The organism is Streptomyces sp. NPDC014995 (assembly GCF_043080745.1).
GTDB lineage: Bacteria > Actinomycetota > Actinomycetes > Streptomycetales > Streptomycetaceae > Streptomyces.
Window position 1 is genome coordinate 23,262 of the sequence record NZ_JBIBVX010000019.1, and the last position, 13,286, is coordinate 36,547.

13 protein-coding genes are annotated in these 13,286 nt (G+C 71.6%); 10 read left to right on the plus strand and 3 right to left on the minus strand.

Features of this window, described 5'->3' with window-relative positions; genetic code table 11:
* Positions 1–166 precede the first annotated feature (166 nt).
* The 5 genes from ACF1A1_RS32065 to ACF1A1_RS32085 all read left to right on the plus strand — a co-directional run bounded on the left by ACF1A1_RS32065 (position 167) and on the right by ACF1A1_RS32085 (position 4,888).
* Positions 167–1,495: an ABC transporter substrate-binding protein gene (locus ACF1A1_RS32065; RefSeq protein ID WP_392004507.1), complete on the plus strand. Its 1,329-nt coding sequence runs from the start codon at positions 167–169 to the stop codon at positions 1,493–1,495.
* Positions 1,492–2,427 carry a carbohydrate ABC transporter permease gene (locus ACF1A1_RS32070; RefSeq protein WP_392004508.1) on the plus strand — a complete coding sequence of 312 codons (936 nt, stop codon included), beginning with the start codon at positions 1,492–1,494 and terminating at the stop codon, positions 2,425–2,427. The genes ACF1A1_RS32065 and ACF1A1_RS32070 overlap by 4 nt, the downstream gene beginning before the upstream one ends.
* Positions 2,424–3,329, plus strand: a complete 906-nt coding sequence (locus tag ACF1A1_RS32075; protein WP_392004509.1) for a carbohydrate ABC transporter permease — start codon at positions 2,424–2,426, stop codon at positions 3,327–3,329. The genes ACF1A1_RS32070 and ACF1A1_RS32075 overlap by 4 nt, the downstream gene beginning before the upstream one ends.
* Positions 3,326–4,357 (plus strand): LacI family DNA-binding transcriptional regulator, encoded by a 1,032-nt coding sequence (locus ACF1A1_RS32080; protein ID WP_392004510.1) that lies wholly within the window; start codon positions 3,326–3,328, stop codon positions 4,355–4,357. The genes ACF1A1_RS32075 and ACF1A1_RS32080 overlap by 4 nt, the downstream gene beginning before the upstream one ends.
* Before the next feature lie 141 nt (positions 4,358–4,498).
* Positions 4,499–4,888 (plus strand): MarR family winged helix-turn-helix transcriptional regulator, encoded by a 390-nt coding sequence (locus ACF1A1_RS32085; RefSeq protein ID WP_392004511.1) that lies wholly within the window; start codon positions 4,499–4,501, stop codon positions 4,886–4,888.
* A 303-nt stretch (positions 4,889–5,191) separates the two neighbouring features.
* On the opposite strand, the gene ACF1A1_RS32090 is transcribed toward ACF1A1_RS32085, so the two are convergent.
* Complete coding sequence (locus ACF1A1_RS32090) at positions 5,192–5,590, minus strand: SseB family protein (protein ID WP_392004512.1); 399 nt, start codon at positions 5,588–5,590, stop codon at positions 5,192–5,194.
* Positions 5,591–5,909: 319 nt separating this feature from the next.
* On the opposite strand from ACF1A1_RS32090, the gene ACF1A1_RS32095 reads away from it, so the two are divergent.
* The gene (locus ACF1A1_RS32095; protein ID WP_392004513.1) at positions 5,910–6,230 is read left to right on the plus strand and encodes a DUF2795 domain-containing protein; all 321 of its coding nucleotides are present in this window, start codon (positions 5,910–5,912) and stop codon (positions 6,228–6,230) included.
* A 554-nt stretch (positions 6,231–6,784) separates the two neighbouring features.
* Here the strand turns inward: ACF1A1_RS32095 and ACF1A1_RS32100 are convergent.
* A complete protein-coding gene (locus ACF1A1_RS32100; RefSeq protein WP_392004732.1) occupies positions 6,785–7,402 on the minus strand; it encodes a MerR family transcriptional regulator in 618 nt (205 codons plus the stop codon).
* A gap of 58 nt (positions 7,403–7,460) precedes the next feature.
* Between ACF1A1_RS32100 and ACF1A1_RS32105 the strand changes: the two genes are divergently transcribed.
* On the plus strand, positions 7,461–7,862 hold the full coding sequence (locus ACF1A1_RS32105) for a DUF3291 domain-containing protein (protein WP_392004514.1): 402 nt from the start codon (positions 7,461–7,463) through the stop codon (positions 7,860–7,862).
* 294 nt (positions 7,863–8,156) lie between these two features.
* Positions 8,157–9,602 carry a glyceraldehyde-3-phosphate dehydrogenase gene (locus ACF1A1_RS32110; protein WP_392004515.1) on the plus strand — a complete coding sequence of 482 codons (1,446 nt, stop codon included), beginning with the start codon at positions 8,157–8,159 and terminating at the stop codon, positions 9,600–9,602.
* A gap of 46 nt (positions 9,603–9,648) precedes the next feature.
* Here the strand turns inward: ACF1A1_RS32110 and gndA are convergent, their stop codons facing one another.
* Positions 9,649–11,091, minus strand: a complete 1,443-nt coding sequence (gene gndA, locus ACF1A1_RS32115; protein ID WP_392004516.1) for an NADP-dependent phosphogluconate dehydrogenase — start codon at positions 11,089–11,091, stop codon at positions 9,649–9,651.
* A gap of 437 nt (positions 11,092–11,528) precedes the next feature.
* On the opposite strand from gndA, the gene ACF1A1_RS32120 reads away from it, so the two are divergent.
* Positions 11,529–12,107 carry a hypothetical protein gene (locus ACF1A1_RS32120; protein ID WP_392004517.1) on the plus strand — a complete coding sequence of 193 codons (579 nt, stop codon included), beginning with the start codon at positions 11,529–11,531 and terminating at the stop codon, positions 12,105–12,107.
* A gap of 253 nt (positions 12,108–12,360) precedes the next feature.
* Positions 12,361–12,870: a hypothetical protein gene (locus ACF1A1_RS32125; RefSeq protein ID WP_392004518.1), complete on the plus strand. Its 510-nt coding sequence runs from the start codon at positions 12,361–12,363 to the stop codon at positions 12,868–12,870.
* Positions 12,871–13,286 lie beyond the last annotated feature (416 nt).

Sequence of the window (13,286 nt, forward strand, 5' to 3'; positions counted from 1 at the left end):
CAACATAACCGCACAGCAACAACCATTGACAAGTGTCCAGGATGTTTCTCTACTGTGAACGCTCACAGACAGCATGACAGGGCCTCGCGACGGGCGGGGCCCCAGGACATGCGATCGCATGGCAGGTTTTCGCAGCAGGCGGGAACCCAGGTCAGGGGAGAAACCCATGCCCAACACCCAGCGCCGGCGGCTCTTCAAGGTCGCAGCCTCCGCCGTCGCCGTCACGCTCGGCGCCACCGCCCTCGCCGCGTGCGGCTCGTCCGACGACGACACCGAAGCCCAGTCGGGGCCGGTCTCGCTGACGTACTGGACCTGGACGCCCGGCATGGACAAGGTCGTGGACCTGTGGAACAAGGGTCCCGGCAAGGAGGACCGGATCACGGTCACGGTGAAGAAGCAGGCGTCCGGCGACACGCTGGTCACCAAGATCCTCACCGCGCACAAGGCCGGCAAGGCCCCCGACCTGGTCCAGGCCGAGTACCAGGCGCTGCCGACGCTGGTCAGCAATGACGCGCTGGCGGACATAGCGAAGAACGTCGGGGACGCCAAGAGCAAGTTCGCCGACGGCGTCTGGCAGCAGACGACGCTGGGCACGGACGCGGTCTACGCGGTGCCGCAGGACATCGGCCCGATGATGTTCTACTACCGCGAGGACCTCTTCGAGAAGTACGGCCTGACCGTCCCGACCACCTGGGAGCAGTTCGCGCAGACCGCCCGCGCGCTGAAGAAGAAGGCCCCGGACCTCGACCTCACCACCTTCTCCGCCAACGACTCCGGTCTCTTCGCGGGCCTGGCCCAGCAGGCCGGTGCCAAGTGGTGGACGACCTCCGGCGACGAGTGGAAGGTCGGCATCAACGACGCGGCCTCCCGGAAGGTCGCCGACTTCTGGGGCGGCCTCGTCGAGGAGGGCGCCGTCGACAACCAGCCGATGTACACCCCGGCCTGGAACAAGGCGCTGAACACCGGCCAGCAGATCGCCTGGGTCAGCGCCGTGTGGGCGCCGGGCACACTGACCACCGCCGCGCCGGACACCAAGGGCAAGTGGGCCATGGCCCCGCTCCCCCAGTGGTCGCAGAGCGACAACGTCACCGGCAGCTGGGGCGGCTCCTCCACCGCCGTCACCACGGACTCCCGGCACAAGGAGGCCGCCGCCAAGTTCGCCGCCTGGCTGAACACCGACGGTGACGCGCTCAACGCGCTGGCCAAGGAGGGCGGCATCTACCCGGCCTCCACCTCCGCCCAGCTCAGCGGCGCCTTCACCACCCCGCCGGACTTCTTCTCCAACCAGGCGGACTTCTACACCGTGGCCGCCAAGATCGCGAAGACCACGGCGCCCTCGGCCTGGGGCCCCAACGTGAACGTCGCCTACACGACCTTCAAGGACGCATTCGGCGCCGCCGCGAAGAACAAGTCGGACTTCACCGCCGCCCTGGACAAGATGCAGGCGGACACGGTCGCCGACATGAAGAAGCAGGGCTTCGAGGTCTCCGAGTGACCAGCGCACGCCCGAAGTCGTACGGGGTCAAGGGGGCCCCGTACGGCTTTCTCCTCCCCGCCGCGATCCTCTTCGCCCTGTTCTTCGCGCTGCCCATCGGCTACGCGCTCTGGCTCAGCTTCCACAAGGTGAAGGTCTCCGGGCTCGGCCTGGGCTCCGGCGCCCGCAAGGAGGTCTGGGCCGGCCTGGAGAACTACACCGCCGCCCTCGGCGACAGCGAGCTGCTGCACGGCGCGCTGCGCGTGCTGGGCTACGGCTGCATCGTCGTCCCCGTGATGCTGGGCCTCGCGCTGCTGTTCGCGCTGATGCTCGACTCCGACAGGGTGCGGCTCGCCCCGTTCACCCGGCTCGCGATCTTCCTGCCGTACGCCATCCCCGGCGTGGTGGCGGCGCTGCTGTGGGGCTTCCTGTACCTGCCGGACGTCAGTCCCTTCTACTTCGTGCTCGAGAGGATGGGCCTGCCGCAGCCGGACCTGCTGGACGGCGGACCGCTGTACCTCGCCCTGTCGAACATCGCGGTCTGGGGCGGCACCGGCTTCAACATGATCGTCATCTACACCTCGCTCCAGGCGATTCCGGCCGAGGTGTACGAGGCGGCGAAGCTGGACGGGGCCACCCCGTTGCAGATCGCCCTGCGGATCAAGATCCCGATGGTGGCACCCTCGCTGGTGCTGACCTTCTTCTTCTCGATCATCGCCACGCTCCAGGTGTTCAACGAGCCGACCACCCTGAAGCCGCTCACCAACTCCGTGTCCACGACCTGGAGTCCACTGATGAAGGTGTACCGGGACGCGTTCGGCACGGGTGACATCTACGCGGCGGCCGCCCAGGCCGTGATCATCGCGCTCGCCACGCTGCTGCTCTCCTTCGGGTTCCTGCGGGCGGCGAACCGTCGAAACAAGCAGGACGTCGGTCAAGGAGCCGCACGATGAGTTCTCTTGCCGTCCAGAAGGCCCCCTCGGCGGCCGGCGCCACCGGTGCCGACCAGAGCCGTCCGCCGCTGCGCCGCCGGATCGCGCTCGTCCCGACGGTCACGCTGCTGCTCGGCGCGGTCTACTGTCTGCTGCCGGTGGCGTGGGTGGTGATCGCGGCCACCAAGTCCGGGAGTGAGCTGTTCTCCACGTTCACCTTCCTGCCGGGCACGGGCTTCGCCGACAACATCAAGGACCTCGACGCCTACCGTGACGGCGTCTACTGGAAGTGGATGGGCAACTCCGCCCTCTACGCCGGTCTCGGCGCCCTGCTGTCGACGTGTGTCTCCGCGTTCAGCGGTTACGCCCTCGCCACCTACCGCTTCCGCGGCCGGGAGACGATCTTCAACGTCCTGCTCGCGGGCGTCCTGATGCCGCCGATCATCCTCGCCATCCCGCAGTACCTGCTGCTGGCGAAGGCCGACCTCACGGACTCCTACTGGTCCGTGCTGCTGCCGCAGATCCTCTCCCCGTACGGCGTCTACCTCTCGCGCATCTACGCGGCCGCGGCCGTGCCGGGCGACGTGGTGGAGGCCGGCCGGATGGACGGCGCGGGCGAGTGGCGGATCTTCACCCGGATCGCGCTGCCGATGATGATCCCCGGACTGGTGACGGTGTTCCTGTTCCAGTTCGTGGCGGTGTGGAACAACTTCCTGCTGCCGTACATCATGCTCAGCGACGACGAGAGGTTCCCGATCACGCTCGGCCTGTACACGCTCCTGGAGCAGGGCGCCAACACCCCGGCCCTGTACACGCTGGTGATCACCGGCGCGTTCCTCGCGGTGATCCCGCTGGTGGCGCTGTTCCTGGTCATTCAGCGGTTCTGGAGCCTGGATCTGCTCTCCGGGGCCGTAAAGTCATGACCATGAACCATGCGGGCGGCCGGCGCAAACCGCCGACGATCCACGACGTCGCGCGCGAGGCGGGGGTCTCACGAGGCACCGTGTCGCGCGTGCTCAACGGCGGCCACTACGTCAGTCCGTCCGCCCAAGAGGCGGTCAACGCCGCCATCCGCAAGACGGGTTACGTCGTGAACCGGCACGCCCGCTCGCTGATCACCGGACGTTCGGACTCCGTGGGGTTCCTGCTCACGGAGCCCCAGGAGCGGTTCTTCGAGGACCCCAACTTCAACGTCCTGCTGCGTGGCTGCACGCAGGCGCTGGCCGCGCACGACGTCCCGTTGCTGCTGATGCTGGCCGGGACGGAGGACGAACGGCGGCGCATAACGCGGTACATCACCGCGGGGCACGTCGACGGCGTGCTGCTGGTCTCCAGCCACTTCGGGGACCCGATCGCCCAGGAACTGCGCGAGGCGGGCGTACCCCTGGTGGCGTGCGGCAAGCCGATGGGGATCGGGTCGAAGGTGAGTTACGTGGCCGCCGACGACCGGGACGGCGCCCGTGACATGGTGCGCCACCTGCTGGCGCTCGGCCGCCGCCGGATCGGCGTGGTGACCGGTCCGCTGGACACCCCGGGCGGTGTGGAGCGGCTCGCCGGCTACAAGGAGGTGCTCGCGGACGCGGGCATCGCGTACGACGAGCGGCTGGTCGTCTCCGGCGACTACAGCCGGGCGAGCGGTGAGGCGGGCGCCGAACGGCTGCTGGCGCGGACCCCGGACCTGGACGCGGTGTTCGTCGCGTCCGACCTGATGGCGCAGGGCGTGCTGGCCACGTTGCAGCGGACGGGCCGGCGCGTGCCCGAGGACGTCGCGGTGGGCGGCTTCGACGACTCGCCCGCGGCCACGGCCGCCAGTCCCGCCCTCACCACCATCCGCCAGCCCTGGGACCGGATCAGCAGCGAGATGGTCCGGGTGCTGCTCGCCCAGATAGGCGGCGAGGACCCGGCCGCGGTGATCCTGCCGACGGAGCTGGTCCGGCGCGAGTCGACCTGACGGCTCACGACCGCCCCGGTGGGCACGTGGCCAGGTCCTCGTGCCCACCGGGGCGGACGACCTCACGGGCGCGCCCGGCTTGCATGCGTCCGCACTAGTTGCACTGTAAACAAATGGCGATTTCGGTGTTACCGTGCGGGTATGGCAGCACAAACGGCCGGGGCCGGCCTCGAGGAGCGGTGGCGGGACATCCTGTCGGTGCACGCGCGCACGATGTGTGAGATCGACCGCGTACTGCATCCGCACGGCCTGGGCGCCAGCGACTTCGAGGTGCTCGACATCCTCGCCACCGAGGCGCCCCGGCACGGCGACCAGTGCCGGGTGCAGGACCTCGTGGAGCGGGTGCACCTGAGCCAGAGCGCGCTGTCCCGCCTCATCGGCCGACTGGAGAAGGACGGCCTCGTGGAGCGTTCCGTCTGCGTGGAGGACCGGCGCGGCGTGTGGGTCGCCCTCACCCCCAAGGGCCGCGACCTGCACACGGCGGTGCTGCCGCTCCAGCGGGAGGTCCTGGCGCGGACGCTGGGCGGCTGAGCACCCGCGGAAGCCCGCGACGTCCGGGAAGCCGACGTCTCTTCCCGGCCTCACGGCCCGTTCAGGGCCATGTTCAGCGCAGCGATGCCACCGGCAGCGCGAGGAACACCGCCCACGCCCCCAAGGTGGTGGTCGCCCACCCGGAGGCGGGCCCCGAGGGCCCCGTGGACGGAACCAGCCGGGCCGGAAACGTGACACCGGCCCCGTCGGCGCACGCGCCTCAGCCCGGCGGGGAGACCGGCGTACGACGTCGGCCCGGCCGCGGAGGCCGGGCCGACGGGGGCGGGACGCGGAGCCTGCGGCTCACCGGGCCAGCAGGGTGCGCACCCCCTCCGAGGTGAGGGTCAGCGGGTGGGCGCCGGCCGCGTCGATGGCGAGCGACAGCTCGCTCTCCGGCCACTGCGCGGCGAGCGCGCCGAGCGGCACCACGCGGTAGCGGGAGACACCCGGCAGCAGGTCGGCCATCTCCGGTTCGGAGGTGAACACCGGCACCACGGAGGCTCCACCGGGCTGCTCCAGCACGGGCAGCGCCAGGGTGCTGGGGTTGGTGACGTCCTCGTCGGTGGCGTCGTCGGGCACGGGCACCAGCACGTCGCAGTGCGCGAGGGTGTCCAATGCCGTCGTGTCCCCGGTGTCCCGGGCCAGCGCGTCCAGCGCCCGCGCGGCGGGGGTGGCATTCGTGTCGTGGGCGGGTGTCTCCATGGCAGCTCCCCAGGTAGCGGCGGTCCGGCGGTCCGGCCGGACGGGATCCGTCCGGTCGCGGTCCGGCCTCGCGTACCCGGCCCACGGGGGCTCAATCGTGCCGGCACCGGATCGGCGGTCACGACCGGGTCACCGGCGAGGGCATCCGGGACCGTCGTGACCCGGGCCGGCGGACGGTACAGGTCCATGACGCGTGCGGTGCCGGATGTGACCGGGGCCTCGATGTGAGCGGCGCGATGCTCGTGGTTACCCGGAGGAGTCCCCACCCGACACGCTCCCGCGTGACCCACGGGGACGTTCACAGGAAAGGGAAGCAGTCATGACCCGTACGACCAGTGCCCGCGAGGTGGTGGACGCCCTCGGAGACGTCCGCTTCCCCGCGGGAAAGGACGAGTTGATCGACGCGGCACGCCGGGCGGGCGCCTCCGGAGAGGTCGTCGCGGCGCTGCGCGGCATTCCACCGGAGGAGTACGCCAACCGGGAGGAGGTCGCCCGGTCGGTGCGCGTGGACCCGGCCTCCGACCTGGGGCTGAGCCCGGCGCAGCGCGCCGAGCAGGCCCGCGCGGGCGGCCGGCCCGGACAGTCGCAGCATCTGCGGGAGGTGCCCGAGCCTCCGGTGCAGGAGGAACTCGATGAGTGACGCGTGAGGCGTGGCGCGTGACGAGACGGGAGGAGCCCTCAGGGCGGACGACGGGCCGGGGGGTGACGAGCGGCAGCGTGCGGCGGTGGCCGAGCGGGATGTCGGGGGTCCCGCGACTCCTGGCCCCGGGCGCGGCTCCGGCGGACGGGAACACCCCGGCCGCACCGACCGGCACGAACACGTCTTCCGGGCCCCTCACCGCCGAGCAGCGACACGGCGGTGAGGGGCCCACCTGGAGGGAATCTCCCGGCCGGCCGGTGTCGGGGCTGGCGCGGGAGCCGCAAGCATCTCCTGGTGACCGAACGGGCGGGCGCCGACCGGCCGGGTCCGGGGCCGCGGTCCGGGACGGAACCGCGGCTGTGAGGGCCGGCCGGTCCGGACTCCGCAGCCGGAAGGCCGGCGGCGGACAGCACCTCACGCGCCGACCTCCCGACCCGCGATCCCCGCCCCGCGCTCCCCTGGCCGGCGGGCAGCGGGAGGCCTCCAGGGCGGCCACCGCCACGGCCGGATCGGCTCACCCGAGGTCGCGGCCCAGTCGCCGCGGCGCCGCGCGGCTAGGACGTGTGTCGGCGGGCCGACTCGTTCTCCTGGGCCATGCGGCGGAGCGCCATCAGCGCGGGTTCCAGGAGGACGGTCAGCAGCAGGGCGCGCTCGGCCGTCTCCAACGGGTCGGTGAGGCCGTCGAGTTGGTCGAGGTCGAGGACGGCGGTCCGTTCGGCGAGGCGGGCGTAGGGCAGCAGGGTGTGCCGGTCCACGGGAACGCCGAGCGAGCGCAGGGTCGTCAGGGTCTCGGCGAGGGTGGCACGGGCGGGCGCCGACTCGTGCACGTCCCAGCCCAACTCCTTGACGAACGCGTCGACTTCGCCCGCCTCCGGTGCCTTCCCGGCGGACTCCTCGGACAGGCGCACGGAGCCGAGGGTGAGCCCCAGCAGGCGGTGGGTGTCGCCGGTGTGCTCCGCGAGGGCGTCCAGCACCTCCCGGGTCGTACTGACGGACAGCCCCCGCACGCCGGTCAGCGCGCGGACGAGGCGCAGCCGACGCAGGTGCTCGTCGTCGTACTCGGCCTGGGTCGCCGAGGTCTGCCGGCCGGGCGGGAGGAGCCCTTCGCGGAGGTAGTACTTGATCGTCGTCACGGAGACGCCACTACGGCGGCTCAGCTCGGAGATGCGCATCGGGGTGGCTCCGCCCTGGAAATTGGATACCGTCACTGTCTAAGGAGAGGCCGCCACCATGCCCACCCTGCGCTGGACCACCGTCAGCACCCCCGCACCGGACACCGAGGCGTTCGTCATGGCGTCCCGGCTGGAAGTCCGCTCCCTCAAGGACGTCCCCCGCTTCTTCCTCCAGTCCCTGGCCGCCTGGAAACAGGTCACCGGCGCCCCCGGCGTGTACGGCGCCTCCCTGATCGCGCAGCCGCTGAAGCGCACCTTCTGGACACTGTCCGCCTGGCAGGACAGAGAGGCGCTGTACGCGTACGCGAAGACCGAACCCCACCGGTCGATCATGACCGGCGCGCGCTCCGCGACGAAGGAGTCGGTCTTCACGTTCTGGCAGGTACCGGCGACCGGTCTGCCCGTCGACTGGGCGGAGGCCCGGCGCCGCCTCGCCGAACAGGCGCGTACCGGCTCCTGATCCGCCGCCCGCCCCGCACTCCGCCGTCGCGGCCGACGCCGGTCCGCGCCGGCCGGCCGCGACCGGCGAGCAGAGGTGAGCGTGCGTCAGGTCGACCAGGAACTCGAAGCCCCGAACGGACACGGCACGGCATCCGCCACCCCAACTCATCTCGCTTTCACGTCACTTGGGGAACCGACCCGCCGCGTCACCGACCTGCCGCGAGCCCAGCCAGCACCGCGCAGGTGGGCGCTTGAATGATCGAATGAGCATGGGGTTAGCATATGAGCGCCACCTAGCTCGAAAGAGATATCTGTGACTGTCAACGAGGACTCGTTCACCAACTGGAAGAACCGCGAGGAGATCGCGGAGTCGATGATCCCGATGATCGGCAAGCTCCACCGGGAGCGGGACGTCACGGTCCTGCTGCACAGCCGCTCCCTGGTGAACAAGTCGGTGGTCAGCATCCTGAAGACCCACCGCTTCGCCCGGCAGATCGCCGGTGAGGAACTCTCGGTCACCGAGACGCTCCCCTTCCTGCGGGCCCTCACCACACTGGACCTCGGTCCCTCGCAGATCGACATCGGCATGCTCGCCGCGACCTACCGGGCCGACGACCGCGGTCTGCCGGTGGAGGAGTTCACCGCCGAGGCGGTCGCCGGCGCCACCGGCGCCAACAAGATCGACCGCCGCGAGCCGCGGGACGTCGTGCTGTACGGCTTCGGGCGCATCGGGCGTCTCGTCGCCCGCCTCCTCATCGAGAAGTCCGGCTCCGGCAACGGTCTGCGGCTGCGGGCCATCGTCGTGCGCGGCGGCGGCGATCAGGACATCGTCAAGCGCGCCTCGCTGCTGCGCCGCGACTCCGTCCACGGCCAGTTCCAGGGCACGATCACGGTCGACGAGGCGAACAACAAGATCATCGCCAACGGCAACGAGATCACGCTGATCCACGCCGACGACCCGACCGCGGTGGACTACACGGCGTACGGCATCAAGAACGCCATCCTCATCGACAACACCGGCAAGTGGCGCGACCGCGAGGGCCTGTCCAAGCACCTGCGCCCCGGCATCGACAAGGTCGTCCTGACCGCGCCCGGCAAGGGCGACGTGCCGAACATCGTCCACGGCGTCAACCACGACACCATCAAGCCGGACGAGCGGATCCTGTCCTGCGCGTCCTGCACCACCAACGCGATCGTCCCGCCGCTGAAGGCGATGGCCGACGAGTACGGGGTGCAGCGCGGCCACGTGGAGACCGTGCACTCGTTCACCAACGACCAGAACCTGCTGGACAACTACCACAAGTCCGACCGCCGGGGCCGGTCCGCGCCGCTGAACATGGTCATCACCGAGACCGGCGCCGCCTCCGCCGTCGCCAAGGCGCTGCCCGACCTGAAGGCGCGGATCACCGGCAGCTCGATCCGGGTGCCGGTGCCGGACGTGTCGATCGCGATCCTCAACCTCCAGCTCGCCCGGGAGACCACCCGCGAGGAGGTCCTCGACCACCTGCGCGAGGTGTCCCTGACCTCTCCGCTGAAGCGCCAGATCGACTTCATCAGCGCCCCAGACGCGGTCTCCAGCGACTTCATCGGCTCGCGCCACGCCTCGATCGTCGACGCCGGCGCGCTGAAGGTCGAGGGCGACAACGCGATCCTCTACCTCTGGTACGACAACGAGTTCGGCTACTCCTGCCAGGTCGTCCGCGTCGTCCAGCACGTCTCCGGGGTGGAGTACCCGACGTACCCGGCGCCGAGCGCCTGACCGACGGTCCGGCCCGCCCGGTCGGGGGCGGGCCGGACATGCCCCCTCAGTCCGACGCCGTCTCCGGGCGGCCCGGCGCCGACCAGTGGGTGTGGAAGGCGCCGGGGCGGTCGGTACGGCGGTAGGTGTGGGCGCCGAAGTAGTCGCGCTGGCCCTGGAGGAGGGCGGCGGGCAGACGGTCGGCGCGCAGGGTGTCGTAATGGGCGAGGGCCGCGGAGAACGCGGGGACGGGGATGCCGCGGCGGGCGGCGGAGGCGATCGTCTCCCGCCAGGGCACCTGCGCCTCGGCGATCTCCGCCCCGAACTCCTTCTCGGCGAGCAGGCTGACCAGGTCCGGGTCGGCGGCGTACGCGGTGCGGATGCGGTCGAGGAAGGAGGCGCGGATGATGCAGCCGCCGCGCCAGATCCGGGCGACGGCGCCCAGGTCGATCTTCCAGCCGAACTCCCCGGCCGCGTCCTGGATCATCTTCCAGCCCTGGTCGTAGGCGATGACCTTGGCGGCGTACAGCGCGTGCTCCACCTGCGAGGTGAAGCGGGCGGCCTCCGTGCGGCTGAGCGGTGGTGTGGTGCCGCCGGGCAGACCGGCGTAGGCGGCGCGCAGGTCGCTCTGGCCGGAAGCGGCGCGGGCGAAGGTGGCCTGGGCGATGGCGGTGACCGGGGAGGCCAGGTCGAGGGCCGTCTGCACGGTCCAGCGGCCGGTGCCCTTCTGACCGGCGGCGTCCGCCACGATGTCCACGAACGGCCGGCCGGTGGCGGCGTCGGTGTGCGCGAGCACCTCGGCGGTGATCTCGATCAGGTAGGAGCCGAGCCGGCCCTCGTTCCAGGTGCGGAAGATGCCGGCGATCTCGGCGGGGGTGTAGCCGGCGACCTGGCGCAGCAGGTCGTACGCCTCGGCGATGAGCTGCATGTCGGCGTACTCGATGCCGTTGTGGACCATCTTGACGAAGTGCCCCGCTCCGTCGGTGCCGACGTGGGCGGCGCACGGCTCGCCGCCGACCCGCGCGCTGATGGACTCGAACATCGGGCCGAGCACGTCGTACGACTCGGTCGAGCCGCCCACCATGATCGACGGCCCGTTCAGGGCACCCTCCTCGCCGCCCGAGACGCCGGTGCCGACGAAGTGGATGCCGCGCTCACGCAGGGCCTCCTCACGGCGGCGGGTGTCGGCGAAGTGGGCGTTGCCGCCGTCGATGATCATGTCGCCGGGCTCCAGGAGCGGGGCGAACTCGTCGATGACGGCGTCCGTGACCGCGCCCGCCTGCACCATGATCATCAGTCGGCGGGGACGTTCCAGCGCGGCCACGAACTCCTCGGCCGTCTCCGCGGGGACGAACGCGCCCTCGTGCCCGAACTCCGCGACGAGCGCGCGCGTACGGCCCGCGCTGCGGTTGTGCACGGCGACGGTGTGGCCGTGGCGGGCGAAGTTGCGCGCGAGGTTGCGGCCCATCACGCCGAGGCCGGTGACGCCGATGGCAGCGGTTGCGTTCATGAGGTACGTCCCTTGTATCGGAGGCGCGGTCGGGGGCGGGCGGCCCCTCGTGCCACCAGGTACGGCCCGCAGGCCCGTTCTTCTCGATGCCGGTGGGAAGAGGGGCACCTTTCTCGGCGTCTGCTGGGTGGGAGCTGGGGCGGGGGCTCGGGACACGAGCCTTGGGGCGGGGCCCGGGAGCGGGGCCGAGGAAGGAATCCGGCGCGAGCCGATGGGACCGGGACGGGACTCGGACTCGGGGAGGGACCCGTTGAAGCAGCGCGCCTCGCCGAGGTGGTCGGTCCCATCCGGCCGAGGCGTGGGGAACGGGCCGGTGTTGGGGAGAAACCGCCGTTCGGGGGCGGGCGGGCCGGGGCATGCTCGCCTGCGGGGCGGCCGTCGCCGTGCGGTGGCGTACCCGGCCCCGGACAGGCTCCGAACCGAGGGGGGAAGATTCCGTGGGTTGGACGAGTGAGGAGTTCGGGGAGTCCCACGAGGGCATCGCCGGCGCGGTCCTCGCCGACGGCAGCGAGCCCAAGCCGGTCTACCTGGACTTCGGCAGCGGCGCCGACAGTGGGCTGGAGACCAGCGAGTGGTGGGCCTACGACGGGAAGCTGCGCCGCCCGAGGGCGGCCGCCTACCGAGCGGCGTGCGCGTGCGGCTGGCGTGGTGAGACCCGTCCGATCGACTGGGAGCAGCTGCCGGACGGCCGGCTGTACGACCTGGACACCACCCTCGCCCACGACGACTGGAGCGAGCACCTGCGCGCCGTCGAGCGGCGGACCGTACCGCTCCCGGACGAGGTCACCGACCTGATCGACCGGCTGGAGGACCAGCTGGCCACCCTGGTGGAGCGGGCGCCGGTGGCCGCCCTCAGAGCGGTGGCCACGCTGGAACGCCTCCTCCCCGACATCGGCCAGGAGGCGGCCCAGGCGGTCCAGGACGACGATCTGTCCTGGGAGTCGGTCGGCACCGCGCTGGGCATCAGCCCGGACAGGGCCCGTTCCCTCCTCACCCGCTTCCTGTTGCACCACTGACACCGGGGACGGGATCGGCGCGAGACCGGGGCGAAATACGCGCGAGACCGGTGGGCGGGTCCGTGTGTGGCCGGGAGGGCGGGTCCGTGTGTGTGAGGGGGGCGGGTCCGTGTGTGTGGGGCGGGTCCGTGTGTGGCCGAAGCCACGCCGTCGGCGGGGGTTCGGCCGTGTCGTCGCGCGGGGGCCGCGGGCTACCGTTTCCCTTCAGCTTCTCCTCAGCCCGTTTCTCCGTACGCAGCTCGGACGGCCCTCAGTGCGCGCAGACCTCTCCCCTCTCATAGCCGCGACCGCCCAGTGGCTGACGCGGGCCTATCCGGCCTCCGGCGGCGCGCTGGCCTCGGCCCTGTGCGAGGTGCAGGCCCGCCAGGCGGTGACCGTCGCGGCGTGGCTGCGGTACCCCACCGTGATGGACGCGGCGCTGGTCGGCATGGCGGGCCCCGGTGGCTCGGCCAGGCTGGACTGGATCAGCGGCGCGGAGGCGGACGAGGAGGCCTGGCGCAGCTGGGTCGACGAGGTCGTCGCGAGCTGGGCGGCCTCCCTCCTCATCGACCAGGAACTGGCCGGGCTGGCCGTGGCCGCCCTCGACGGCGGCGATCACACGACCGGCATACCGATGGAGTTCCGTCGCCTGGTCGCCCCCGACGCGAGCGACCGCCAGGCGGCGGCACTGCTGCGCCACCCCGATCTCCTCGCCCCCGTCGCCGAACTCCACCGGGCCCAGCTCCTGGACCTCCTTGGGCCGGGGCAGGCGCTCATCGCCTGAGGGGCCGGACGAACACGGCAGACACGACCGGCAGCGGGTGACCGCGGCCGACGCGCATACGTCGCCGACGGGCGGCGGAATTGCCGTATGCCGGAACGAACCTCGGCCACCCCTCCGCCGGAGATGTCCCACCGGCTCACCGCAAACGCCTCACCGGCTCACGGCCTCACTGCCTCACCGGCTCACGGCCTCACCGGCTCACCGGCTCACCGGCTCACCGCAAGCGTCCTCCTCGGCCGACCAGGAGTGCCTCAGCGCGTGCCCTCGCTGAGCCGCACCTCGCCGGTCGTCCCCTTCGGGGACAGCCCCCGCGCACCACCTCTGCCCCGCCGCCCGTCCGCCTGTCCCACCGGGCTACCCGGCGACCCCCCGGTTACCAGGCGACCACCCGGCGACTCGGTGACCCGGCAACCCGG